Here is a 25,769-nt window from a genome sequence, read left to right as displayed (position 1 = left end):
TTGATTCACCTACACTTTCTCTTTGATGTTCTTGCCTAAAATCCCGGCCGGACGTACTAATAAAATCAGAATCAAGACCGCATATACAACCGCATCCTTGAAATCTGAGAATCCTAATGCTGTAGTCAACGTCTCAATCAAGCCAATAACAAAACCGCCGATTGCCGCACCTGGAATCAAACCGATCCCGCCTAATACGGCCGCGATAAATGATTTAAGACCTGGAATATAACCCATCATTGGTTCAATTGAGTTATAGTAAAGCCCAATCATCATCCCACCAGCAGCAGCCAAAGCTGAGCCTAGTGCAAAGGTGAAGGAAATGGTGCGGTTTACATTAATCCCCATCAATTGGGCCGCGTCAGCATCCACACTCACTGCCCGCATTGCTTTTCCCATTTTGGTCTTTTGTACAATTAAATTCAATAAGATCATTAATAATAAAGACAAACCTAAAATCAGCAATTGAATATTCGATACTTGCAAGAAACCGATTCGATACGTTTGCAACGGAATAACTTGCGGAAACGGTCTTGTCGTAGAGCTGAAGAAGTAAATCATTGTGTTTTGCAATAAATACGATACCCCAATTGCGGTAATTAATGCTGCAATCCGAGTAGAATTTCTTAATGGTCGGTAGGCTAGAAATTCAATAACAACTCCTAAAATCGCACTGCCGATCATCGATAAAAGCAAAGCCGGGAAGAAGCCCATGTTAAATTGGTTAATCAAAAAATAGCCGATGAACGACCCGATCATATAAATATCCCCGTGGGCAAAGTTGATCAATTTGATAATCCCGTAAACCATGGTATATCCCAAAGCCATCAATGCATAAATACTGCCTAGAAACAGGCCGTTTACCAATTGCTGGATGAATATTTCCATCTAATCACTCTCTTTTCAAATAATAAAGGCAAGACAAGCATGCTTGTCTTGCCTTGCCTGCTTAAACGCTTAAGGATTTACAGTTTCAGCAGAAGATTCTTTTCCATCAGTAAGACCAAGAACTACAGCTGATTTCACTGGGTTATGTTCTTCATCCATCGTAATTTTACCTGTAACGCCTTCGAAGTCTTTCAAGTTAGCCAAACCTTCAGTAATTGCAGCTGGTGTTGCTTCACCTTGATCTTCAATTGCTTGTTTGATCATGTAAACAGCATCATAGCCTAGTGCATTAAATGAAGATGGTTGACGACCATATTTTTCTTGGAATGCGTCGATAAATGGTTGAACTTTGTCAGTTGCTGGTGCTTTAGTTGAGAAGTGACCAGTATAGTAAACGTTAGACACATTGCTAGCGCCTGCTGTTTCAACTAGTTTTTCATCACCAAATCCGTCAGCTCCAACGATTGGTTGTTCGATACCCATTTCACGTGCTTGTTTGATAATCAAACCAGCTTCTGTGTAGTAACCAGGAATGAAGATTACGTCAAAATCTTGATCTTTTACTTTTGTTAACATTGCTTGGAAGTCTTTGTCTCCAGCAGTGAATTTTTCTTCTGCAACGATTTCACCTTTGTAAGTACTCTTGAAGGCTTTAGTCAAGCCGTCTGCGTAGTCGCTGGCGCTATCGCCAAAGATAACTGCTTTATCAGCATCCATATTGTCTTGCGCGTATTTCGCTAAAACAATTCCTTGGAAGCTGTCTTGGAAGCAGGCACGGAAAATATAAGGCTGAACGTTGTCCCCTTGAACAGTGATTCCGTCATCTGTTCCGGATGGTGTTACGCCTGGAACCTGTGATTTCGTCAAGTTTGGCAAGGTTGCTTTAACTGCTCCAGAAGTTGCAGGTCCAACAACTGCTACTACATTATCGTTAGTTGTTAAGTTCGCTGCTACTGAAGAGGCTTCATTGTTGTCTGATTTATTGTCTTTCGCAACAAATTCAACTTGTTTGCCTAAAATACCGCCGTCGGCATTGATTTCCTCAACTGCTAAGTCAGCTGCTTCTTTTTCTGCTTCCCCATATGCTGCAGTTGCTCCAGATAATTCGAAGTTCCCGCCGATCTTGATTGTATCGCTGTCAGCGCTGTTGCCGCCACCGCTGTCTCCGTTAGAATTCGCTGAAGGCGAGCCGCACGCGCCAAACAAGAATAGTCCTGCTGCTAGCGCAACAAATACACTTTTTTTCATCCTATTTCCCCCTAATAAAATAATGATAGAACGCTAAGATAAGTATCAATATAGCCGATTTCTTTCTCACTGTCAATTAAATTTTCTGAATATTTTAATAATTCACGAACATTGAATAATTCATAACGCTTACAGTCCGTCGCAACAAAAAAAGAAACCGGTACATTGCTGGAGCATATGTACTGATTTCTTTGAAAATATTTGGTCTTTTCATTGTTTGTCACCCTCATAAATCGGCTCTTGGTAACCTTCAGCAACCAATATGTGACTATAGTCTACCACTGTCTTATTTTCTGGATCGCCAGCCGCAAATTCCATAAACAGTTTCCAGAAGAGTACAAAAATCGAATCACGTTTTCTTCTTCTAATAGTTTGGCGGATCTTCGTCCACTAGATTTTTCTTTAACGAAAAATGCGTCGGCACGTAATCAATACCCCCGCGAGCAAAAGGATTACAGCGCAGGATACGTGAAGTACCCATTAAAAGCCCCTTAATGGCTCCATGAACCCGCAACGCCTGAATCATATAACTGGAGCAGGATGGATAATAACGGCAAGAGGGCTGAAATAAGGGGGATATAAAGCGTTGATAGCCTCTCACAAGTAAAATCAAGCCATTCTTAATCATACAACTAAACTTCCTTTCAATAAGAAAAGCTTTGCAAACTCGCTCAGCTTTGGAGCACCGATTAGGTACTGTTCTACATCAACTCTGCTAAGGCAGTCGTTGTGTATCAAAGCAATAAGACTAAAATTTTGATAAACTGCCAAGAAACACAGCGATCGCAGGAGCTGATGTTGATTGGTACCTACTTGGTGTTCCTCAAGTTTCTCAAAATTTTCGCTTATTGCCGACAAAGCTAGTTTGTAAAGCTGGACACCATTAGAACTGGTTTAATCAGCTTTCTAATTATGAATATCTTATACTTTCTTTACTAAAAAGTGAAAAGGATTGTGGCTCATTCTAACAAAAATATCCGGACCTGAAGTAACACACCTGAAGAACGCAGGAGCAATACTAATGTAGTCCGGATACTTATTTATCAAGAATGTGTCTCTCGCAGTTCCTTACTGAACAAAATCTAAAATATGACGCCAAACATCTGGAAGCAGTACACCAAAAGGATTGCCGCCACCCATGACTCCATAGCCGATCATACTGCCGACAATAAACAGAATGACTCCTGCTAATAAGACGCCGACAACCTTGATTAAACTGCGTAAAATATGATCACTTGAACTCATAGTCTCACTCCTTAAGCAAATACTGTAGGTTGTTCTACTGTTTCACCAGTTTCGCCGTCTACTCGGTCAACATCCGCACCCAGCAATTGTAATTTGCGGTGGAATTGATAGTATCCACGATCTAGGTATTTCAAGTTGCGCACACGGGTAATGCCTTCAGAGCGCAAGCCAGCCAAGATTAAAGCTGCTGCTGCCCGCAAGTCAGTTGCGTATACTTCTGCCCCTTGTAATTTTGTGTTGCCTTTAATAATTGCTACATTATTATCGATTTTAACATCAACGTTCATGCGGCGCATTTCTTCTAAATGTTGGAAACGATTTTCGAAAACTGTTTCCACTGTTGTGCTGATTCCATCAGCAACTGTTTGAATAGCCGTCATTTGTGCTTGCATATCAGTAGGGAAACCTGGATGCGGCATGGTCTTCACGTCGGTTGCTTTGATGTGTTTAGGACCGACAATCCGTAAACCCATTTCTTCTTCAGTAATCACAGCACCCATTTCCATCAATTTTGAAATCAATGGACGGTTGTGTTCTGAAATGGCTTCTTCAATTAATACATTGCCTTCAGTCATCGCAGCGGCTACCATGAAAGTACCAGCTTCAATACGGTCTTGAACAATTGGATGTGATACTGCATGTAATTGAGATACGCCTTCGATACGCATTGTTTCTGTACCGGCACCGTATACCCGTGCACCCATCTTATTTAAGAAGTTTGCTAAATCAACAATTTCAGGTTCGCGAGCCACGTTTTCGATGACCGTTGTTCCCTTAGCCTTTACAGCAGCCATCATAATGTTTTGAGTCGCACCGACACTTGGGAAGTCCAAATAAATGCTGCTGCCGGTTAATTCGTCAGCAATTGCTTCAATATAACCATTTTTTTGGATAATCTTCGCGCCTAACGCTTGAAATCCTTTTAAGTGCAAGTCAATTGGGCGTTTACCGATGGCGCATCCGCCTGGCAAAGCTACCTTTGCATGTCCATTACGGGCCAATAAAGGTCCCATAACAACAATGGATGCCCGCATTTTGCTGACATACTCATAAGGAGCTTCTACTTCTAATTGTTTTGTTGCATCTATCGTAATTTCTTTCGTTGTTTCGTCTAGTTCAACCTCTGCGTTTAAGTAACTAATCACCTGATTCATCGTAAATACATCAGATAAGATCGGTACATTGCTCAATTTGGTTGTTCCTTCTTCAGCCAATAAACTTGCAGCTAAGATCGGCAACACCGCATTTTTCGCACCTTCAATCTTGACTGTACCGTTTAATTTTCTGCCACCTCGAACGATGATCTCTTCCATTACGTTCCCTCCAAAAAATCGCTATAACCGATTTACACATTTTATATGTACATAGTTTTTTGTAATTATTGATAACTCAAAAAGATATTTTTACACATAGCGATGATCTCTAAAAAGAAAGTACTAAATGTAAATCCCAGTGCTACAGAAGCCATCATAATCGTCATACGGATCTGTGTTTCATAGTGTGCTTTAAACAGCTTTTCTGTCCTTAACGAGCGCAATGCCCAAAAAGCCAAATAAATAAAAGCAAAATGTGAAACAATTCGAATGATTGCATCTATACCATATACTTGCATTTATGTCTTCCTTTCAAAAAAAATCAACAAACGGATTATAGCACAGATTTCAAGAAAGTAGAATGGTTTGCGGTCCTATAAGACTTTAAAAAAACTTTTAGAAAGTAGAAATCTTTTCTTCTTACTTTTTTAAACAAAAATGAAGGTTATGTGAAAAGAAAAAAACACAAATTCTGCCAAGAGAATTTGTGCTTCATTTTTTACGTATGTTTTGATACTTTAATTCGATTCATAGCCCGGTGCAATGCAACCTCGGCACGACGAAGCTGATCGCTGTCATGCTGTTCTTTGGCTTCTCGAATTCGTTGCTCGGCGCGCTGCTTCGCACGTTCTGCTCGTGAAACATCGATGTCGCGTTCACGTTCAGCCGAGTCAGCGATGATTGTGACCGTATTGTCTCGAACTTCTAAGATACCACCGTTGACTGCAATCCAGTCAACGTGAGTATCTGCATCGGTTCGTCGAATACGCACTTCATCAATCGCTAATGGTGCAATAATCGGTGCATGCTTCGGTAAAACCCCTAGTTCGCCGGAAACTGTCTTAGCAACCACAATTGTCGCATGGTGATCGTAGACTAGTCCGTTGGGCGTCACTACGTTTACATGAAGTACTTCTTTATTTTCCATAGGGCACCTCTTTCTAGTAGCCTAAAGATTTTGCTTTTTCGACTACTTCTTCGATTTTCCCTACGTTACGGAAGGCATCCTCTGGAAGGTCATCGTATTTTCCTTCTAAAATGTCTTTGAAGCCTCTGACCGTATCTTCAACTGGTACGTAAGATCCTGGCTGACCAGTGAACTGTTCAGCTACGTGGAAGTTTTGTGACAAGAAGAACTGAATCCGACGTGCGCGAGACACGACGACCTTCTCTTGATCAGATAATTCATCCATCCCCAAAATAGCAATAATATCCTGCAATTCCCGGTAACGTTGTAAAAGACGTTGAACCTCAGTTGCTACTTGGTAATGCACATCGCCTACGATTTCTGGAGCTAAGGCACTAGAAGAAGAAGCCAATGGGTCTACCGCTGGATAAATCCCTTGCTCTGTCAATTTACGCTCCAAGTTGGTTGTCGCATCCAAATGGGCAAAGGCCGTAGCAGGAGCCGGGTCAGTATAGTCATCGGCCGGCACGTAAATCGCCTGAATCGATGTAATCGAACCTTTTTTAGTAGAAGTAATCCGTTCTTGCAATTGTCCCATTTCTGTTGCTAGTGTTGGTTGGTAACCAACGGCAGATGGCATCCGGCCTAAAAGGGCTGATACTTCTGATCCAGCTTGAGTGAAACGGAAAATATTGTCGATAAACAACAGAACGTCTTGTCCTTGTTCATCACGGAAATACTCAGCTAAAGTCAAACCAGTCAAGGCAACCCGCATCCGGGCACCTGGCGGCTCATTCATTTGACCAAAAACCATGGCTGTTTTCTCAATAACGCCTGATTCCTTCATTTCAAAGTACAAGTCATTCCCTTCACGGGTACGTTCACCAACACCGGTAAAGACTGAAATACCACCATGCTCTTGGGCGATATTGTGAATCAATTCTTGAATCAATACGGTTTTACCAACACCGGCACCACCGAACAAACCAACCTTACCACCTTTTAAATATGGAGCTAAAAGGTCGATAACTTTGATTCCTGTTTCCAGAATTTCATTACTTGTGCTTAATTCATCAAAAGCTGGTGCCTTTTTATGGATCCCGCTTCTTACAACATTTTCAGGAAATGGTTCTTCGTTATCGATAGTTTCACCTAAGACGTTGAAGACTCGACCTAATGTTTCGGTTCCAACTGGGACTGAGATTGGTTTTTCGGTATCCACAACTTCCATGCCTCGTTGCAAACCATCTGTCGATTCCATTGCGATGGTCCGAATGACTCCGTCGCCGAGTTCTAATGCCGCTTCAAGTACGACTTTGCTTTTATCATTTTTATAGACGATCAACGCATTGTTGATGTCTGGTAAGGATTGATCTAATGAAAATTCCACGTCAACAACGGGACCAATTACTTGAACAATCTTGCCTGAACTCATGTTTTTTCCTCCAATCTCGAAATTATTCTAATGCGGAAGCCCCGCCGACAATTTCCGTTATTTCTTGAGTGATCGCCGCTTGACGTGCCCGGTTGTAAGAAATGGTCAAATCACCAATAATCGATTTGGCATTATCTGTCGCCGTCTTCATCGCCGTCATTCCGGCAGCATGTTCTGCTGTTTTGGCATCGACAATCGCTCCATAAATCAAACTCTCAGCATATTGCGGTAATAATTGGTCCAAAATTGCTTCTTTGGAAGGTTCGAAAATATACTCTTGGGTATATGTTTCTGCTTCATCCGGATCCAAGTCCGAAATCGGCAGCATTTTTTCCACGCGAAATTGACTAGACAACGAATTCACATGATGATTGTAACAAACGTATAGTTCATCAAACACTTCGTTTTCATACATGCTGGTTGTCATAGATACAATCTTGCGTACTTCATCAAAGCTGGGCTGATCAGATAAATTTCGCAATTCGTAGGCTAATTTCACGCCACGAGTTTTGAAAAAATCGGCTCCAGTACCACCAATTGCCAATAAAACATACTCATCTTGGGAGTCATGATCGTCTTCTAACATTGTCATTGTTTGTTTCAAAATAGAACTGTTGTAGCCGCCCACTAAACCACCGTCAGAAGTAATGACGATGTAGCCGGTTTTTTTGACCGGACGATTAATCAGCATACTATGGTAGTTAATCCCATTAATATCATGATCAGAAGTCGCAATTTCTTCTAGCTCACTGGCAGTTAAGTGTGTCAGTACTTCCCGCACCTTTGAGGCATAAATTTGAAAACGGGCAGAATAGGCTTCCGATTTAGTTAGTTTCGCAGCTGATACCATTTGCATCGCATTAGTGATCTGGCTGGTCTTTTTTGTAGACGCAATGCGCGTCTTGATTTCATTTAAGGATGCCATTTAGCTTTCTCACCTCGTTTATGCTGGGTTTTGTTGCGGTGCTGCTGCATCAAAAATGTCTTTATAGGCTTGGATTGCTTGATCCAATTGATCCGTATCAGGCAAATCCTTCGTTTCACGAATCGTGTCAAACAACTCTTGGTTGTTTGCATCCAAGTATTCAAATAATTGATCTTCAAAATTCAAAATATTATTCACTGGAATACTGTCTAAGAAGCCATGAGTCAAAGCGTACAGAATCACTACTTGTTTTTCAACGGGCAGCGGATCATGTAATTTTTGCTTCAATACTTCAACCGTTCGACGTCCACGATTTAATTTTGCTTGGGTAGCCGCATCCAAATCTGAACCAAATTGAGTAAAGGCTTCTAATTCACGGAAGCTGGCCAAGTCAAGACGCAAAGTACCGGCAACCTTCTTCATTGCTTTAATTTGCGCAGAACCACCAACCCGAGAAACCGACAAGCCGGCATCAACCGCTGGGCGAATACCTGAATAGAACAAGTCGTTTTCCAGGAAGATTTGTCCATCGGTAATAGAGATTACATTGGTTGGAATATACGCTGAAATATCACCAGCTTGTGTTTCAACAAACGGCAAGGCAGTCAAAGAACCGCCGCCTAATTCATCAGATAATTTGGCTGCACGTTCTAATAGACGTGAGTGCAAATAAAAGACATCCCCTGGGTACGCTTCACGACCTGGCGGACGACGTAATAGTAAAGAAAGTTCACGGTAAGCCACGGCTTGTTTTGACAAATCATCAAAAACAACTAGTACGTGTTTACCGTTGTACATGAATTCTTCACCCATCGCTGTTCCAGCGTAAGGTGCAATATACAATAGTGGTGCTGGTTGAGAAGCACCCGCTGTAACTACGATGGTGTAATCCAAGGCACCGTATTTACGCAACGTTTCAACTTGCGAACGAACCGTGGATTCTTTTTGACCGATTGCGACATAGATACAAATCATATCTTGACCTTTTTGATTGATAATAGTATCAATCGCAATGGAAGTCTTACCGGTTTTTCGGTCACCGATGATTAATTCCCGTTGGCCGCGTCCGATTGGAACTAGTGCGTCAATTGCTTTTAAACCGGTTTGCATTGGTTCATTGACTGACTTACGCTGCATAACGCCGGGAGCTAATGCTTCCACTGGACGTGTTTTGCTGGTTTCGATTGGACCAAGTCCATCGACTGGTTGACCAAGTGGGTTTACCACTCGTCCGATCATGTTATCGCCAACAGGGACTTCCATGATTTTACCCGTACGTTTTACTTTGTCGCCTTCACGAATGGTTTCAAATTCTCCTAAAACAATAATACCGACATCATTGCTTTCCAAGTTTTGGGCCATTCCGTATGAACCGTTAGAAAACTCTAACAGCTCTCCGCTCATTGCATTTTCTAGTCCGTGGGCACGAGCGATCCCGTCCCCTACGTATGTGACTGTGCCAATTTCTTCCACAGACAATTTATTATCATAGTTTTCGATCTGTTCTTTGATCAATGCACTGATTTCTTCTGCTTTGATGGCCATTCATTTCACCTCTTCTTACTTTTTGCTAAGTGCTGCTCGTAGGCCATTTAATTGGCTGGCGAGGCTGCCGTCGATCACTTGATGATCGGCTTCAACAATGACACCGCCAATAATCGATTCATCGACTACGGGGGTTAAATTGGCCGTTTTGTAGCCAAAAATATCAGCGACTTTCGCTTCGATCTCTTGTTGTTTTTCTTTAGAGATAGGTACCGCTGTGGTAATTGTCCCTAAAGCAACTTGATTTAAGCTGTCGTAACGGCGCTCGTATTCATCAATCATAAATAAAAGGTCGTCCACGCGATTGTACTCATAAACTACCCACAGGAAGTTATTCACAACTCCTTCAAAGCCTTGGGCGAATTTTTGCATAATCGCTTCTTTTTCATCTCCGGTCAAACGGACATCAGACAAAATATTGCCTAAGTCTGGTACTTTTTTAAAGATTTGACGGATGGTTAATAAGTCTTGATAAATGTCATCGATTGCCTGTTTTTCGACCGCCAATTCAAACAAAGCTTTTCCATAACGTTTACCAACTGTATATTTATCAAGCTTCATGCTTGGTTGTTCCTAGTCTATCAATATATTGATTGATTAACTCTTCGTGCGCATCGCCTGACAACTCTTTGTTCAAAAGTTTTTCAGCGATTTGCAAGGAAAGGTCTGCCACATCATCTTTGACTGAAGTTAACGCATTTTCCCGCTCTTCTTTGATTTCAACTTTTGTTCGATCCTTCAAGCGAGTTGCTTCTTCTTTCGCATCTTTAATGATATTTTGGCGGCTTAATTCGCCGTTTTCCTTGGCACTTTTGATAATATCTGCTGCATCACTGCGGGAGCTTTGCAATTGCGTTTCACGTTCCTGCGCTAATTGAGCTGCTTTGATCCTTGATTGTTCAGCAGAGTCTAAATCGTTGGCGATCTTATCTTCCCGTTTCTTTAAAATCTCGATAACGCTCTTCCAAGCGAATTTCTTTAATAGCAGCAACAGGATCAAAAATGCTCCTGTGACAACGATTAAATTACCGAGCGTCGTGTTGGGAGCTTCAGCGATAACTAGATTCAGCATACTCGGTCTTCCTTTCTGAATATATAGTATTCACATTACTACATAAAAAAGTAGCAACGAAATTCGTTGCTCTTAGCCATTAAAGACCATCAACATCGCTAATACGACACCCAAGATTGGCACAGCTTCAATCAGACCAACACCGATAAACATCGTTGAACGAATTTGACCAGACATTTCTGGTTGACGTGCCATTGATTCAATTGCTTTTGAAATAACTTTCCCGTTACCATAGCCAGCACCAATTGCTGCTCCTAAAATTGCGATTCCCGCACCGATAAAGTTCATAATTAAAAATCCTCCTAAAATGTTTGTTTTCTTGATTATTCTTCGACTTCAATCTGGTGACCAATGTACACCATAGATAAAGTGGTAAAGACAAATGCTTGGATACTACCAATAAATAATGAAAATGCAATCCAGATCATTTCCAACGGAATAGCTATCGGAATTGCGATCCAGCCGAGACTTGTTACCATGCTGGCAATCAACGTCAGCAATACTTCACCAGCGTAAATGTTTCCGTAAAGACGAAGTCCCAACGTAATAACATTCGTGAATTCTTCCATGATCTTGATCGGCAACAGCATTGGCATCGGCGATAAGAAGGAATTCTTAACATAGCCAGCCAGGCCAAAGCGTTCTGACGCCAGGAGGTTTGATAATACTAAAACCATCATAGCTAAACCCATTGTAACGAAGGGGTCAGCCGTTGGACTTTTCCATAAGGATACCTCGTTTGGTGTAACGATTTTTGTGACCAAACCGATTTGGTTGGCAACAAAAATGAATAGAAATAGTGTAAAAGATAAAAGACTAAAATTCTGCACTTCTTTTCGCGGCATATTGTCGCTAACTATTCCCGAGGTAAAATCGATCAACCACTCAATAGCATTTTGTTTGCCTGTCGGCTTCATTTGAAGATTTCTCGTGAAGAAAAACACGAGAAGAAAAACGATCAAACAAGTCAACAGAATCATTGTTGTTACAGTTCCGTCAAACCATATTGGACCAATATGAAAAACCCAAGATTTCTCATCCAATCCATTTCACCTCTTTTCCCAGTAACCTGATGCTTGTATTCGTCGTATTTGGCATACCAGGCAAAATACTACCGTATGTTACCACCATCACTCGCAAATTTCAAAGGATTTTCATGAAAAAAACCGAATAATTTATATTCCTTTTTCTAATAGAAATCAACCTGCGAAAAAAGGTGATAACCTCAAGCATTTTAGCCCGCAAAGAGCTATTATGATAATTACTAATCGTATCAAAATTCATAATTAAGTAAAGAGAATCTTATCAAATATGCGAAAAAGGATATTCACTTAACGGCTGTAATTCTTCAGTGTACGACTGATTTGACGATCCACGTCTTTACGTTTCAAAGCTTCCCGTTTATCGTACTGATGCTTACCTTTAGCCAGCCCCAGCAGCACCTTTGCATAACCATCTTTCAAATAGACTTTAAGCGGTACAATCGTAACGCCGGTGTTCTTTGTTTCTCCCACTAAACGCTCGATTTGTTTCTTGTGGAGCAACAGCTTGCGCGTTCTTAAAGGATCGTGGTTGAAAATATTCCCTTGTTCGTATGGACTGATGTGTACATTATATAGGTACATTTCGCCATTACGAACCCGGGCAAATCCATCCTTCAAGTTGATCCGACTGTTGCGGATCGACTTGATCTCGGTTCCTTGTAAAACAATCCCCGCCTCAACCGTATCGATGATCGTATAATCGTGACGGGCTTTTTTATTTTGTGCAACTAGTTTACCTTCACCTTTTGGCATATTCTCCCTACTTTCTGCCGCCTTTTTTCTTCTTGGCTACTGATTTATAAAAAGGCTTTTTGCCTTTTGGTTTTTTCTTATTCTTGCCTGGCTTAGTCCGCTCAGGTTTATTCTTTTTATCGGGTTTATCCTTTTTATAGGAAGACTTCTCTCTGCGTCGGTTGCGAACAGGTGCTTCCAGCTCTGGAAGTTCCTCAGCATCTAATAATTCAAAGTCGATTTCCCGTGTTTCCGGTTCTGCCTTGGCTACTTTTATTTTCACCTTTTGTCCGATTTTAAAGGTTTGACGGGTGCGTTCACCAACTAATGCCAGCTGATTTTCAATAAAGTGGAAATAATCCTGCTTTAATTCGTTCAGATGGATCAAGCCCTCCACCGTATTTGGCAATTCAACGAAAATACCGAACTTAGTAATTGAGCTGATAATCCCATCATACTCTTCTCCGACTTTATCAGCCATATATTCGGCTTTTTTCAGGCTGTCCACTTCCCGTTCAGCATTAACCGCTCGCCGTTCCATATCAGAACTGTGTTTAGCAATTTCCGGTAACGCTTCGGCCCATTTCTCCTGAACCTTTTCACTGCGGCTTTCTTCATAAGTCCGAATCAGCCGATGGACAATCAAGTCTGGGTAGCGACGAATTGGCGAGGTAAAGTGCGTATAATACTCCGCAGCTAATCCGTAATGCCCATAGTTGTCTTCAGAGTAGCGTGCCTGCTGCATACTTCTCAATAACATCGTATTGATCACAGCAGCTTCCGGCTTTTCTTCCACATCCGTTATGACCTGTTGTAAATCCTTTGGTGTGATCGTCTCTTTTGTTCCCTTAACCAAAATCCCCAACGCAGCAGCAAAATCAAAGAAGCGCTGCATTTTTTCTTCTTTCGGTTGTTCATGAATCCGATAAATAAAAGGAAGCTTCAAATCGCTGTAATGCTTGGCAATCGTTTCGTTGGCGGCCAGCATAAAGGATTCAATTAGGCGTTCACCGACACCGCGAGAACGTAATTCAATCGCTAAAGGTGCGCCTTCTTCGTCGACTAAAATCTTTGCTTCCCGATCTTCAAAATTAATCGCCCCGCGATTGGTACGGCGGCTTTCTAGAATTTCGTGAAGTTCTTTCATTAAAGTAAACATCGGAACTAATGGTTCATAGCGTTGGATTAATTCCGTATCGCCTTCTTCCAAGATGCCATTTACCGCCGAATAAGTCATTCGTTCGGTTGTTTGAATGACACTTGAGAAAATCTCATGGGCAACGATGGTTCCGTTAGTATCAATTTCCATCTCACAGCTCATGGCTAAGCGAGGTACATGGGGATTCAAGGAACAAATCCCGTTAGACAAGCGCTGTGGAATCATCGGGATAACCCGATCAGTCAAATAGACACTGGTGCCTCGTTCAGCAGCTTCGTTGTCCAATTGGCTGCCTTCAGTCACATAGTAAGAAACATCGGCAATATGAACGCCTAAAAAGTAATTGCCGTTTGGCAGCTTGCGAACCGTTACCGCATCATCTAAATCTTTGGCATCAGCGCCATCAATCGTCACGATTGTTTGATCTCTTAAATCCCGACGACCAACTAAATCTTCTTCTGTGATTTGATCAGGCACTTGATCGGCCTCTTCTAAGACTTCCTCTGGAAAACTAGTAGGAATGCCTTGAGCAACTACCACCGATAAAATATCCATACCCGGGTCATTTTTATGTCCCACGACTTTTTTAACTAAACCTTCTAAACTTGAGGCATAGCCTTTTTCTGGATAATGAGTCAATTCCACTACCACAATACTGCCGTCAACTGGCTGAATTCCATCAGCAGCTACAAACACCTTGAAGGGTGCATTCTTTTTGTCCTTTGGTGTAACCACGCCGTACAGATCGGTTTCTTCAACCTCATCCGGGGTATAGGCAGTAAATTCACCTACTACTTGCTGAACCGCTCGCTCTTTAATTGAAACGACCCGGCCTTCAGCTCCTTTGCCGCCAAAGGGGTCAGCATTTTTCACGATATCGATCATAACTGTATCGCCATTCATGGCATAGTTCGTGGCATCGCTGGAAACATAAACATCCGGTTCTTCTGGATCAATCGTCACAAAGCCAAAGCCTCGTTCGTTCATGCGGAAAATCCCTTCCACCGTTGCAGGCTTAAAGGGCAGTTTAATTTTCCCTTTGTTGTTAAACTCGACACTTTTCTCCCGCTCCATTTGAGCGATTGTCTGCACCAATAATTTATAATCAGTGCTATTTTGCATGCCCAAATGCTGGGCTAATTCTTCCATGGAAAAGCTCTTCTTCTTAGCATCTTGCAAGAAGTTCAGAATCTCTTCCTTAATTGTTTTTCTTGTCATTTTATTCTCTCCAATCAAGACTGGCTAAAAAGTCAGCCACATCTTGCTCTAATTGTCTTCTTTCCGGTCCGACAGTGATTACATGACCACTTTTTGGGTACCAATTTAATTGGAACCGGGTATTTTTAAGTCGTTCAGCTGTCATGAATACACCTGCTGGATCAATCATGCGATCTTTGGCAGCCTGAGCCATAAAATAAGGCTGCTGCAAGTCCAGCAATTTCTGATAAGCTAAACCTGCTTGCTCCTGAATTTGATCAAGCTGCTCTTGCACCAGCGAACGGTAAGAGGCGACTCGCTCCTCTACCTCGGCTGCTTCACTTTGTTCCAAAACCTGCTTAGCATATAATAGGAAGCTTTCCACCACAGTCGTTTTTACTGGACTGATCGGTGAACAGAAAAATCCACCTCCGATGATGCCTGTTTCTTGCTCGGTCAACAAACGAGTTGCAAACACACCACCCATTGAAAGTCCAAACACCGCAATTTGTTCATAGCCTTTTTCCCGTAAAAAAGCAGCGGCCTGCTGGGTTTCTTCCCACCAGATTTCAGGTCCTTGGTTCAAAATATCTAAAGGGTCACTGGTTCCATGCCCGGCATACATTGGTGCATAAACCGTATAATCCAGCTTTTCCAAGGCTCGACTAAGCATTCTTACATCGTTAGGACTGCCTGAATAGGCATGCAACAATAAAACTGCCTTCGGTCCATGAGGTAAAAAGATCGGTTTCGGTGCTTTCGTTTGGCTCATGTTCATCAACTCCTCGCTTCATTTTATCATATCTTTGATCATACTAGAGTTTCACTGTTCAGGGAATAAAAATGCTAAACAGCTTCTTAATTATTGGCGGTTTTACTTGTCATTTAGTAAAGTAATTACGTATACTAAATCTTACCTTTATTCCTATAGGAGGAACCCATTTTTATGAAACAGCTATTTTTATTGTTAGCATCCTTGACCCTTTTAACCGCCTGCAGCAGACCAGCTGAGGACCAAACCAGTGCTACTTCTGCATCATCTACTAACCAAACTACGGAGGAAAAAGCTATGGAAACAGTTTTTACCGGTGAAATTACGCAATCAGTCATCAGCGAAGCAGATTCGTCCATTCTTCAACTCACTCTGCAATCCGTTCAAGCGATTGCCGATTCTGAAAAGATTGTACCGGCTTTTGAAACAGACGGTGTAGTTCTAAATGTCCCGATCGAGAAACTGTCAACGGAGCCGGACGCATTAACTGTTGGAAGTACCGTTACCTGCACGCTCAAAGGCCTGCCGATTATGACGATGTCCATTCCGCCGCAAATCCCCGGCAACTCGATCGAAAAAGTAGAATTAGTGGCAGATTAACCGTTTATCGCAATAAAAAAACCTCTCAATAAGCGAGAGGTTTGTTTGCTTTATTTGCTTGATAAATACATCAATACGAATAAAAGTATCATCCAAACTGCACCTAAGATGGCAGTTGATCGTTGCATAACCGCTTCAAAACCGCGTGCCTTCTGCTTACCGAACAGCTGATCTGCTCCCCCAGTAAATGCACTTGCTGCACTGTTTTGTTTGCTTGGCTGCATCATGATCGTAATGATAATAATCACAGACAATACCAAAATCACGCCTAAAATAATATTATACAAAAAAAGCTCCTCCTTTATCCCAAACTATCTCAGAATAACTTTAGCATAATTCTGAGCGTTTGACTAGGGGGAGTCGCTTTTTGTTTATTTTCTTAACACATCGCTGTATTCCGATTTTTGTTCAAACTCGCGTTTTGCATATGGGCACAAAGGAATGACTTCCTTGTGGTCACGACGAGCGATTTCCACACCCTTGCGAACTAAGCCTTCTGCTAATTGTTGGCCGCGATAAGCAGGATCCACAAAAGTATGATCGATGATCATGATGTCTTCACCAGCATTAGACCAAGTCATTTCGCCTGCTTCTTGACCTTCATCGTTCAATAGAACCAATCGATTCTTTTCTTCTTTCATTTCCATGATTATTCTCCCTTTCGAATGTATTTCAACGCACCACTTGGGCAAGTATCCACTACATAAGCAGCATTTTCGGCAGTGCCGTTGTCTGCAATAATCCAAGGTCGGCGTCCCACTTCAAAAATCTCTGGGTTGCCGCGAACACAGTTGCCGATGTGGGCACAGATATCTTTACTGTAGTAAATGTCGATGCCTTCACCGTGGTATCGTTTGTAGCCTTTTTCCTCTAACGTTTCTTGCGTTACAGGTTTACCATTTAATTTAGCGCCATCCATTACGTACACCCCTTTTTTTAAAGTATAACAATGATTCCAAAAAAGATACACTAAAGTGTCTGCTGACACGATCAGTGCAATATTTCCATTAATGCGGTCAGGACTTGATAGGCTTTTGACTGTTCATCAAAAATCAGTTTATATTGCTGGCAGCCAATCGTTTCAATGACTAATTGGAACTGACCGTCACTGGAATGAACGCTGCAAGGCTTCAACAATCGTGTTGGATAATAGCGAAAAGGTTTCTCGGTCGTATTTTCTAAGACATACATACCCTTTTCATGGAAAACTAAAAAGCGCTGCTGGTTGTCTTGATAAATAAGCAGTTCTTGCAAATCATCTTCGGTAAAAATCTTCTGCAGTTCACAGTAAAGGCGGAGAAATCCATCCTCACTCATGACTTGTGACCTTCATACTGGAGAAACTTCCCGGCTAAATAATCAGCCCCTTGTTCTTGGTAATGCAGGGCATTTTGGCGGTTGCTTTCGATCTCTTCAGGAGTCAAAGACCGGACCACTCGAGCCGGTGATCCAAAGGCTAAGGAATTTGGCGGAATCACCGTGTTTTCAGTCACCAATGACCCGGCACCGATTAAGCTGTTTTCACCAATCTCGGCATAATTTAAAATCGTACTTCCCATTCCAATCAACGCACCTGAATGAATCGTACAGCCATGGATGATGCACGCATGACCGATCGTTACATAATCTTCGATGACTACCGGTGCATCATGATCCACATGCACTACTGTTCCATCTTGTATATTGGTCACCTTGCCAATGGTAATCGAGTTGCTGTCGCCGCGGAGAACCGACTGAAACCAGACGGTTGATCCTTCACCTAACGTAACATCGCCGTACACATCGGCACTATTTGCTATAAATTGTGTCATTTTTTCACCTCAATCATTTTCTTTAACTAATGGTATTCTTCAGCTGGCCGATGCCTTCAATTTCACAAATGACTTCATCACCGGCTTGTAAAAACTTAGGCGGCTGAAAGCCCATCCCCACTCCAGCTGGCGTGCCGGTCAATAGTATATCACCTGGCTCTAAGGTCATTCCTTGAGACAGCTCGCTGATCATGTACGGCAAATCAAAAATCAGGTCTGACGTATTGCTGTCTTGGCGCAGCTCGCCGTTCACATAGGTTTTCAAGTTCAGGTGAGGTGGTTGAGACAGCTCATCCTTCGTAACAATCCATGGGCCCAATGGTGCAAAGTCATCCAAGCCTTTGCCGAACATGAATTGACCATACGCGGATTGAATATCCCGCGCCGAGACATCGTTGCCCACGGTGTAGCCAAATATGGCATCAAATACTTCATCGGGAGAAAGCTTGGAACACTTCTTGCCGATAATAACAGCTAATTCAACTTCATAGTCCAGCTTTTCGGTAACATCTCCATGAGCTTGGATCGTACCGTTAGGACCAACTGCCCGATTCACCCGTTTAGAAAAATAGACTGGATGCTTAGGAGCTTGGTACTCTCTGCCAGCAAACTTTGCCGATTCCAGCGCATGCAACCGATAATTCAGTCCCACACACAGCAAATCATGCTTTGGCTGAGGAATTGGCGCTAACAACTCGACTCTATCTATTGGAATAGGTGTCAGCTGATCGGCTTGTTTCTCCAACTTTTCCTTGAGACTAGAATAGTTTTCAATCAGTTCTTCCATTTTAGTAATTGAAGCATCTAACTCCTTTAAAGCAAAAACAGTTTGTTCATCAGCGGATACTAAGCCGACTTGTTCTTCTCCCTGTTGACGAAATGTACAAAATTTCATGCCTTCAGCTCCTTCACGTAGTAGTTATCATTTAGTGTATTCGCTTACGATAGACGTGTCAAACGGAACTTTCAACAAGTACGGTTTTCACAGCAGGAAAAAAGGCTTGCGAAAAATTCCGCAAGCCTTACTTTTATTCGGTTTCTTCTGAAAATTGACTGTTGTATAGTTTTTCGTAAAAGCCGCCTTGTTCCAACAAGCTCTCATGTGTGCCATGTTCAATGATTGAACCGTCTTTCATGACTAAAATCAGGTCGGCATCACGAATCGTAGACAGACGGTGAGCAATTACAAAGCTGGTCCGCCCCTGCATCACGCGATCCATTGCTTTTTGAATTAAGCCTTCTAGTCGAGTATCCACTGAACTAGTCGCTTCATCAAGAATCAAAATTTTCGGATCAGAGATGATCGCCCGAGCAATCGTTAGCAGCTGCTTTTGTCCTAGGGAAACATTGTCGCCTTCAGAGTTGATATACATTTCGTAGCCGCCCGGCATGGTGCGGATAAAGTGATCCACATTCGCCGTCTTAGCAGCATCAACTACTTCGTAATCAGTAGCATCTAAACGACCAAAACGAATATTGTCAGCAATTGTTCCTTCATATAACCAGGCATCCTGCAGAACCATCCCAAATTGCGCCCGAACATCCGAGCGATTCATGTCTTGCGTATTGACACCGTCAACCAAAATGCGGCCGCTGTCGATGTCATAAAAACGCATCAGCAGATTAATCAAGGTAGTCTTACCCGCACCGGTTGGTCCAACGATCGCGACGGTTTCACCCGCTTTGACTTCAAAGCTCAAGTCTTCAATCAGTGGTTTCTTCGGATCATAGCTGAATTTCACATGGTCGAATACGACATCCCCTGAAACAGGTTCTGGCAGTTTTTCATCTACCGCGTTTTCGATCTCTTCTGGTTCATCCAAAATTTCAAATACCCGCTTAGCCGAAGCTGAAGCACTTTGAATCATGGAAGACAGCTGTGTAATTTCACCCATTGGCTGACTAACTTGCCAAATGTATTGAATGAAGGCCTGCAGCTGACCCACTACGATAATGCCGGTGATGACATTCCAGCTTCCCAGCACAGCCATCGCAATGTAAGTGGCATAAGCCGTTAACTGAACTAGCGGCTGCATTAAGCTGGATACAAAAGAAGCCCGGAAGCCGTATCGGCGTAACGTATGGTTCACTTTCTTAAAGCCGTCTAAGGTTTCTTCTTCACGGCCATAAAGCTTCAGGACACTGAAGCCCGTCATATTTTCTTGAACAAAACCGTTCATGTCCCCTAAAGCATTTTGCATCGATTGGAAATCCTTCTGCGAGATGTGAACGATCTTGCGGGAAATCCACAGAGAAGCCGGAATCATAATCATCGAAATCAGGGCCATCAGCGGGTTGATATAGAACATCATGCTGACAGCAAAAATAATTCCCAATACCGCATTAACCAATTTCACAATGGCCTGCTGCAGCGCATTGCTGACGGCATCCACGTCATTGGTAATCCGTGACAAGATATTCCCTTGCTGATTGCGGTCAAAGTAAGAAACCGGCAAACGATTGATCTTGGTTTCAATATCCTCCCGCAAATCCCGCATCGCTGCTTGGACGACATTGGCCATCAGCCAGCCGCTACCTAATTGAGCCCCGCAATAAACGACGCCGACGATCATAATCGCAACTAAGCATTTAAAGACATAATCGAAATTAATTGCCTCGCCTTGCTGCAGGTTGCGGGTAATTTCTGTCGTTGGCAACCCCGACAGATAGGGCATCAGCGTATTCATGATCAAGGTAAGCAAGGTTAAAAATAACGTTAAGGCAAACGTGCCTTTGTATGGATCGACATAATGCATCAAGCGTTTTAAGGAAGAAAGGGTCTTTTTCATGCTAATTCCTCCTCTGATAATTGAGATGCGGCAATATCGTAGTAAATTGGACAAGTTTCCAATAATTCACGATGGGTTCCAATACCGACGACATCGCCTTCGTTCAAGACGACAATCTTATCGGCATGCATAATGGTTCCAACCCGTTGAGCCACAATCATCACAGTTGATTCCGTGGTTTCTTTTTTCAAACGTGCGCGTAATTTCGCATCGGTTTGGTAATCCAATGCGGAAAAGCTGTCGTCGAAAATATAAATTTCAGGTCGACGAATAATCGCCCGCGCAATTGCTAAACGCTGCTTTTGACCGCCTGAGAAGTTGCTGCCGCCTTCTGATAATAGTTCATCATAGCCCTTCGCTTTTTGCGAAATAAATTCAGAGGCTTGGGCAATGTCCGCCGCTTCCCGCATTTCTGCAGGTGTCGCATCTTCTTTCCCGTAACGCAGGTTTTCAGCAATTGTCCCCGTAAACAATTGAGCTTTTTGGGGAATGTAACCGATCTTTGCCCGTAAGTCCTTCAATTGATACGACCGAACATCGACACCGTCCACCAGTACTTCGCCCTCTGTGACATCATAAAACCGCGGAATTAATTGAATCAGCGTCGATTTCCCAGAACCGGTACTCCCAATAAAGGCCACTGTTTCACCAGGACTAGCCGTAAAGCTGACATTGCGAATCACCGGACTTTCTGAATGTCCTGGATAAGCAAAAGTGACGTTCTTGAATTCAACATAACCTTTTTGTGCAGGCATCGTAATACCTTTAGGATTGTCCTTGATTTCAGGATCGCGGTCGAAGACTTCTTGAATCCGCAAAGCGGAAACGTTCGCCCGTGGGTACATCATAAACACCGTAGCAAACATCATAAATGAGAACAGTGCATGGAAAATGTATTCAATGAAAGCAATCAAGGTACCAACTTCCAGCTGGCCGCTGTCAATTTGAATCGTCCCATTCCAAATGATTAAAACCATGACTATATTAAATAGGAAGAAAAATCCTGGTTGGGCCACAGCCATCAAGTGAAATAGACTCTTAGAACTGTTGGCATAATCATTGTTTACTTTACGGAAACGGCTTTCTTCAAATTTTTCATTTACAAAAGCCCGAATCACTCGCAAACCGGAAAGATTCTCCCGCAGGATGCTGTTGATATTGTCCAGATTTTTTTGCTGCTTCGTAGAAAGTGGTTCGGAATATTTAGCAATTAAGGCAATCGCCAGCATCAAGACCGGCAAAGCCCCCAACACATAAATACCTAAACTAGGACTGGTACGAACAACTAGGTACAAGCTCATCCCAAACATCATCGGTGTCATAAAGCCCGCCGTCAAAATATTTTGCATAAAAAGCATAATTTGATAAGCATCGTTGGTGGTACGAGTAATCAAGGAAGATACTCCGATACTCTCATATTCAGTATGAGAAAAAGACTGAATTTTCGCGAACAGGTCGTCACGAATTTCAGCTACCATCCGGGATGTGATCTGAGAACTAAAATAGCGCAGCGAAATGCTCATAATGATCCCCACTACTGTAATCACAATCATCAAAATACCCATTCTTTTCACATAATCAAAGTCTCGATCGCCAATTCCCTGGTCGATCATTCTCGCCAAAATAGTTGGCAGTCCTAATTCAATGAGGATAAATCCAAAAACACTGATAAAATCAAAGAATAAGAGCTTTTTATAGCGCAACGTATAACGCCACATCAACTTCATTTAATCTCGCCTCTTTCTATACCGTAATGTCTCCAATATAGCATAAATTAATAGGCTTTGCTCGTACTTCTACTGAATTTCTCATCGCTTTTTATTTAATTTTCTGAAACATTTTCAAGTGCATGACATTTCCCTTTTCTAGTTTCTATACTTCTTTCTTATTCTGTGATAAACTACTAGTAATTGTTGTACTCACAACACAACGTACGGTGAAAATAATTGTAAGATCAGGAAGCAAAGTCGAGGCTTCCTCTCGCGATGCTAGATTGGCTAGCATTCGAGCATAAATTTTCAGGTGGCCCAGCCCCCTCATTTTGTTGTGTAAAAAAGGAAAAAACTGCGGAAGCAGATAAAGGAGATTTTTTATGATTTTTAAAGTTTATTATCAAGAAAGCAAAGAACGCAACCCAAAACGTGAACAGACTCTTTCACTTTATGTAGAAGCGAAGGACCAAGAAGAAGTTCATACTTTGATGCGTGACAACACCCCATATAATGTCGAATACATCCAAGCATTGGACGGCAATCATTTAGCTTATGAAAAAGAAAATGCTGACTTCAAGCTAACGGAGTTTTAATATGAAACTCTCGCTGAAAAATAACGAAACCGGCGTTTTTGCACTTGGCGGATTAGGCGAGATCGGGAAAAATATGTATGGGGTTCAATTCCAAGATGAGATTATCATCATCGACGCTGGGATCAAGTTCCCGGAAGATGATCTTTTAGGAATTGATTATGTGATTCCCGATTACAGCTATGTCATTCAAAACATTAATAAGGTAAAAGCCGTCGTCATCACCCATGGTCACGAAGACCACATTGGGGGCGTGCCTTATTTATTGAAGCAAGCAAATATTCCAGTCTATGCAGGTGCCTTGGCCCTGGCATTGATCAAAAACAAACTAGACGAGCATGGCTTGTTGCGGGATGCTGAATTGCACGAAATCAATGAAGATACGATCATTCGTTTCCGTAAGACATCTGTCAGCTTCTTCCGTACCACCCACAGTATTCCCGATCCATTAGGTGTAGTAGTCAAAACACCTTCAGGAAATATTGTTGAAACCGGCGACTTCAAGTTTGACTTTACACCTGTCGGTCAACCAGCCGACTTGCACAAGATGGCAAAAATTGGTGAAGAAGGCGTACTTTGTCTTTTATCCGACAGTACCAATGCGGAAGTGCCAACCTTTACGAAATCTGAAAAAAATATTGGGATATCGATTCAACGCATCGTTGAAAAAGTCGAAGGCCGGATCATTTTCGCTACCTTCGCTTCCAACATTTCCCGCTTGCAGCAAGCAGCCGAGGCTGCTGTAGCAACTGGCCGTAAAATTGCGGTATTCGGCCGCAGTATGGAAAACGCGATTGTTAATGGTCGAAACTTAGGCTACATTACTATTCCAGATGAAACCTTTGTTGATTCTCATGAGATTAATCGCATTCCAGCCAACGAATTATTGATTCTATGTACTGGTTCTCAAGGGGAACCAATGGCTGCCCTATCACGGATTGCCAACGGTACGCACCGTCAAATTCAAATTCAACCAGATGACACGGTGATTTTTTCCAGCTCACCAATTCCTGGCAATACGACCAGTGTAAACCACTTGATCAATCAATTGTCAGAAGCTGGCGCTAATGTCGTTCATGGTAAAGTAAACAATATTCATACTTCTGGACACGGCAGCCAACAAGAACAAAAATTGATGCTGCGTCTAATGAAGCCAAAATATTTCGTACCCATTCATGGTGAATTCCGGATGTTGAAAATTCACGCTGGCTTAGCTCAAGACACTGGAGTCCCAGAAGAAAATTGCTTCATTATGGAAAATGGCGATGTATTGGCTTTAACAGCTGACAGCGCTCGTCCAGCCGGCCACTTCAATGCCCACGATGTCTATGTTGACGGAAGTGGCATTGGAGACATCGGCAACGTCGTTTTACGAGATCGCCGGATTCTTTCTGAAGAAGGATTGGTCTTAGCCGTTGCTACGATTGATATTGATAAAAAAGAAGTGTTAGCAGGTCCAGATATCTTGTCCCGTGGTTTCGTTTATATGCGAGAATCCGGTGACATGATTAGTGAAGGTCAGCGTATCTTATTCCACGCATTGCGGGAAGCTTTAAACGATAAAGCCTGCACCGAAGCTAAATTAAAGGATGCGATGGTTTCAGCCTTGCAGCCATTCCTGTTTGATCAAACGGAACGTCATCCAATGATTATTCCAATGATTATGACACCAGATCAATAAGAAATAGACACTTGCTCTAATTTGGGCAAGTGTTTTTTTATTATTCCCTATATTTTTTAGTAAAAAAATAAAAACATTGGATACAACCCTATAAATACTTATTTCCATCGAGTTCACGGGCTTTTTTCAATGATTAATTGTGAAGAGACGATTGACAAAACTAAAAAAAATTTGCACAATAAGGATAATAAAAACCAGGGTTTAATCACTGTTGTTATTTATAACATCACTGATCCCATTAAATTCAATTAGGGGAAGATTATTATGGTAAGAAGTATCCGTATCCAAAGAGAGCATATCATTAAAGGTAGCTACCAACTGATTATTGAACAAGGATTTTCGAAATTCAATGCCCGCAATGTGGCTAAACAAATTAATTGTTCAACCCAACCTATCTATCGTGAATTTGAAAATATGACCAATTTTAAAATGATCATGGTTAGAAGAGTGATTGCCAAATATAAAGATTTTCTTGAGGATCAAAATCCTAGCACCGTCGATCAGCTGACACGTTTCATCGTTGACTATGCAACAGATTATCCTGAAGAATTCCATCGCTTTTTCCTGCAGGATGATGAAACGATTAAACTGGCCAAGGAAGTCACTTCAACTATCTTCAGTACGTTGGAGCAGTCCAATAGCGAAGCACTTTTTGCTGTTTATTGGCCCTATTGCCTCGGCAAAGCCGCACTAGCAGTTTTAGTTCCAGAAGACAACCCCAACAACCGATGATTTCCAACTATTGGCAGGCAGTCAAACGGGATAAGCGTGCCTTCGCAAACTTGTTCAGCCTTGAAGCTTTATTCTACCTCAACCCTGCTTAATTTCCCACGTCCAAATAAGTATCCTTTGTGAACACTTAGCTGTCTGCTTCAACTAAAGGAATCGATCGTTTTCCTTTAGTTGAAGTACAGAATAAGCTAGTTCTCTTTATTTTTCTCCCGTTTCCAACGGTTGATGGCTTTTTTGCGTTTCCGTTTATCGGCAGAAAATCCAGCTAACGGATTGGTGCCTTTTTTGCGTTTTGGGAACCAGCCGCGTTTTTCTTCTGCGGGTTCTTCCTCGGCTTCCTCGACCATCGCTATGGATTGATCCTCCGGCGGAC

The 25,769-nt window shown here is 42.2% G+C and carries 30 protein-coding genes; 4 read left to right on the top strand and 26 right to left on the bottom strand.

Translation table 11 applies throughout. The annotated features are described in order from the left end of the window. Nucleotides 1–9: 9 nt before the first annotated feature. The 17 genes from JZO70_RS15070 to JZO70_RS14990 form a co-directional block, all read right to left on the bottom strand. The gene (locus tag JZO70_RS15070; protein WP_207674496.1) at nt 10–888 is read right to left on the bottom strand and encodes a branched-chain amino acid ABC transporter permease; all 879 of its coding nucleotides are present in this window, start codon (nt 886–888) and stop codon (nt 10–12) included. A 69-nt stretch (nt 889–957) separates the two neighbouring features. After that, on the bottom strand, nt 958–2,136 hold the full coding sequence (locus JZO70_RS15065) for an ABC transporter substrate-binding protein (protein WP_207674495.1): 1,179 nt from the start codon (nt 2,134–2,136) through the stop codon (nt 958–960). 364 nt (nt 2,137–2,500) lie between these two features. Beyond that, entirely contained in the window at nt 2,501–2,764 is a 264-nt protein-coding gene (yidD, locus tag JZO70_RS15060; protein ID WP_207674494.1) for a membrane protein insertion efficiency factor YidD, read from the bottom strand. Nucleotides 2,765–3,204: 440 nt separating this feature from the next. Continuing rightward, nucleotides 3,205–3,381 (bottom strand): DNA-directed RNA polymerase subunit beta, encoded by a 177-nt coding sequence (locus tag JZO70_RS15055; protein WP_207674493.1) that lies wholly within the window; start codon nt 3,379–3,381, stop codon nt 3,205–3,207. A gap of 11 nt (nt 3,382–3,392) precedes the next feature. Then, entirely contained in the window at nt 3,393–4,694 is a 1,302-nt protein-coding gene (murA, locus tag JZO70_RS15050) for a UDP-N-acetylglucosamine 1-carboxyvinyltransferase (protein ID WP_207674492.1), read from the bottom strand. Between the two features lie 65 nt (nt 4,695–4,759). After that, the gene (locus JZO70_RS15045) at nt 4,760–4,993 is read right to left on the bottom strand and encodes a DUF1146 family protein (protein ID WP_207674491.1); all 234 of its coding nucleotides are present in this window, start codon (nt 4,991–4,993) and stop codon (nt 4,760–4,762) included. Nucleotides 4,994–5,193: 200 nt separating this feature from the next. Then, nucleotides 5,194–5,622, bottom strand: a complete 429-nt coding sequence (locus JZO70_RS15040; protein WP_207674490.1) for a F0F1 ATP synthase subunit epsilon — start codon at nt 5,620–5,622, stop codon at nt 5,194–5,196. Nucleotides 5,623–5,635: 13 nt separating this feature from the next. Continuing rightward, entirely contained in the window at nt 5,636–7,036 is a 1,401-nt protein-coding gene (gene atpD, locus JZO70_RS15035; protein ID WP_207674489.1) for a F0F1 ATP synthase subunit beta, read from the bottom strand. 22 nt (nt 7,037–7,058) lie between these two features. After that, complete coding sequence (locus JZO70_RS15030) at nt 7,059–7,961, bottom strand: F0F1 ATP synthase subunit gamma (protein WP_207674488.1); 903 nt, start codon at nt 7,959–7,961, stop codon at nt 7,059–7,061. Nucleotides 7,962–7,979: 18 nt separating this feature from the next. Continuing rightward, the gene (gene atpA / locus JZO70_RS15025) at nt 7,980–9,506 is read right to left on the bottom strand and encodes a F0F1 ATP synthase subunit alpha (protein ID WP_207674487.1); all 1,527 of its coding nucleotides are present in this window, start codon (nt 9,504–9,506) and stop codon (nt 7,980–7,982) included. Between the two features lie 15 nt (nt 9,507–9,521). Beyond that, nucleotides 9,522–10,067 (bottom strand): ATP synthase F1 subunit delta, encoded by a 546-nt coding sequence (gene atpH, locus JZO70_RS15020; RefSeq protein WP_207674486.1) that lies wholly within the window; start codon nt 10,065–10,067, stop codon nt 9,522–9,524. Further along, the gene (gene atpF / locus JZO70_RS15015) at nt 10,057–10,578 is read right to left on the bottom strand and encodes a F0F1 ATP synthase subunit B (RefSeq protein ID WP_207674485.1); all 522 of its coding nucleotides are present in this window, start codon (nt 10,576–10,578) and stop codon (nt 10,057–10,059) included. The genes atpH and atpF overlap by 11 nt, the downstream gene beginning before the upstream one ends. A 72-nt stretch (nt 10,579–10,650) precedes the next feature. Beyond that, complete coding sequence (gene atpE, locus JZO70_RS15010) at nt 10,651–10,866, bottom strand: ATP synthase F0 subunit C (RefSeq protein WP_010760001.1); 216 nt, start codon at nt 10,864–10,866, stop codon at nt 10,651–10,653. 35 nt (nt 10,867–10,901) lie between these two features. After that, complete coding sequence (gene atpB, locus JZO70_RS15005) at nt 10,902–11,621, bottom strand: F0F1 ATP synthase subunit A (protein WP_207674484.1); 720 nt, start codon at nt 11,619–11,621, stop codon at nt 10,902–10,904. A 288-nt stretch (nt 11,622–11,909) separates the two neighbouring features. After that, nucleotides 11,910–12,374, bottom strand: coding sequence for an SsrA-binding protein SmpB (smpB, locus tag JZO70_RS15000; RefSeq protein ID WP_207674483.1), 465 nt, complete (start codon nt 12,372–12,374; stop codon nt 11,910–11,912). 7 nt (nt 12,375–12,381) lie between these two features. Continuing rightward, entirely contained in the window at nt 12,382–14,730 is a 2,349-nt protein-coding gene (gene rnr / locus JZO70_RS14995; RefSeq protein ID WP_207674482.1) for a ribonuclease R, read from the bottom strand. 1 nt (nt 14,731) lies between these two features. Continuing rightward, complete coding sequence (locus tag JZO70_RS14990; protein WP_207674481.1) at nt 14,732–15,481, bottom strand: alpha/beta hydrolase; 750 nt, start codon at nt 15,479–15,481, stop codon at nt 14,732–14,734. Between the two features lie 174 nt (nt 15,482–15,655). Between JZO70_RS14990 and JZO70_RS14985 the strand changes: the two genes are divergently transcribed. Further along, on the top strand, nt 15,656–16,081 hold the full coding sequence (locus JZO70_RS14985; RefSeq protein ID WP_242703967.1) for a hypothetical protein: 426 nt from the start codon (nt 15,656–15,658) through the stop codon (nt 16,079–16,081). A 50-nt stretch (nt 16,082–16,131) separates the two neighbouring features. On the opposite strand, the gene secG is transcribed toward JZO70_RS14985, so the two are convergent. From secG to JZO70_RS14945, 8 genes are all read right to left on the bottom strand, one after another. Next, entirely contained in the window at nt 16,132–16,368 is a 237-nt protein-coding gene (secG, locus tag JZO70_RS14980; protein WP_010760007.1) for a preprotein translocase subunit SecG, read from the bottom strand. Nucleotides 16,369–16,452: 84 nt separating this feature from the next. Continuing rightward, nucleotides 16,453–16,728, bottom strand: a complete 276-nt coding sequence (locus JZO70_RS14975; protein ID WP_207674480.1) for a GNAT family N-acetyltransferase — start codon at nt 16,726–16,728, stop codon at nt 16,453–16,455. 2 nt (nt 16,729–16,730) lie between these two features. After that, on the bottom strand, nt 16,731–17,000 hold the full coding sequence (locus JZO70_RS14970; RefSeq protein WP_207674479.1) for a (4Fe-4S)-binding protein: 270 nt from the start codon (nt 16,998–17,000) through the stop codon (nt 16,731–16,733). A gap of 71 nt (nt 17,001–17,071) precedes the next feature. Continuing rightward, nucleotides 17,072–17,398: a hypothetical protein gene (locus JZO70_RS14965; RefSeq protein WP_207674478.1), complete on the bottom strand. Its 327-nt coding sequence runs from the start codon at nt 17,396–17,398 to the stop codon at nt 17,072–17,074. Beyond that, a complete protein-coding gene (locus JZO70_RS14960; protein WP_207674477.1) occupies nt 17,395–17,892 on the bottom strand; it encodes a gamma carbonic anhydrase family protein in 498 nt (165 codons plus the stop codon). Before JZO70_RS14960 ends, JZO70_RS14965 begins: the two co-directional genes overlap by 4 nt. A 22-nt stretch (nt 17,893–17,914) precedes the next feature. Further along, nucleotides 17,915–18,787, bottom strand: coding sequence for a fumarylacetoacetate hydrolase family protein (locus JZO70_RS14955; RefSeq protein ID WP_207674476.1), 873 nt, complete (start codon nt 18,785–18,787; stop codon nt 17,915–17,917). A 133-nt stretch (nt 18,788–18,920) separates the two neighbouring features. Further along, nucleotides 18,921–20,681, bottom strand: coding sequence for an ABC transporter ATP-binding protein (locus JZO70_RS14950; protein WP_207674475.1), 1,761 nt, complete (start codon nt 20,679–20,681; stop codon nt 18,921–18,923). Further along, nucleotides 20,678–22,408 carry an ABC transporter ATP-binding protein gene (locus tag JZO70_RS14945; protein WP_207674474.1) on the bottom strand — a complete coding sequence of 577 codons (1,731 nt, stop codon included), beginning with the start codon at nt 22,406–22,408 and terminating at the stop codon, nt 20,678–20,680. The genes JZO70_RS14950 and JZO70_RS14945 overlap by 4 nt, the downstream gene beginning before the upstream one ends. A 365-nt stretch (nt 22,409–22,773) precedes the next feature. Here JZO70_RS14945 and JZO70_RS14940 point away from each other — a divergent pair, with 365 nt between their 5' ends. The 3 genes from JZO70_RS14940 (at nt 22,774) to JZO70_RS14930 (ending at nt 25,396) form a co-directional block, all read left to right on the top strand. Continuing rightward, nucleotides 22,774–22,986: a DNA-directed RNA polymerase subunit epsilon gene (locus tag JZO70_RS14940; protein ID WP_207674473.1), complete on the top strand. Its 213-nt coding sequence runs from the start codon at nt 22,774–22,776 to the stop codon at nt 22,984–22,986. 1 nt (nt 22,987) lies between these two features. Continuing rightward, nucleotides 22,988–24,664 carry a ribonuclease J1 gene (gene rnjA / locus JZO70_RS14935; protein WP_207674472.1) on the top strand — a complete coding sequence of 559 codons (1,677 nt, stop codon included), beginning with the start codon at nt 22,988–22,990 and terminating at the stop codon, nt 24,662–24,664. Between the two features lie 264 nt (nt 24,665–24,928). After that, complete coding sequence (locus JZO70_RS14930; protein ID WP_207674471.1) at nt 24,929–25,396, top strand: TetR/AcrR family transcriptional regulator; 468 nt, start codon at nt 24,929–24,931, stop codon at nt 25,394–25,396. 188 nt (nt 25,397–25,584) lie between these two features. Here JZO70_RS14930 and JZO70_RS14925 read toward each other — a convergent pair. Next, on the bottom strand, nt 25,585–25,769 hold a 185-nt coding region (locus JZO70_RS14925), incomplete at its 5' end, for a hypothetical protein (protein ID WP_207674470.1).

The sequence above is a fragment of the Candidatus Enterococcus moelleringii genome (genome assembly GCF_017377575.1).
GTDB classification, from domain to species: Bacteria; Bacillota; Bacilli; order Lactobacillales; family Enterococcaceae; genus Enterococcus_A; species Enterococcus_A moelleringii.
The sequence above is the reverse complement of the archived record's forward strand: the minus strand, read 5'-3'. Positions and strand labels throughout refer to the sequence as shown.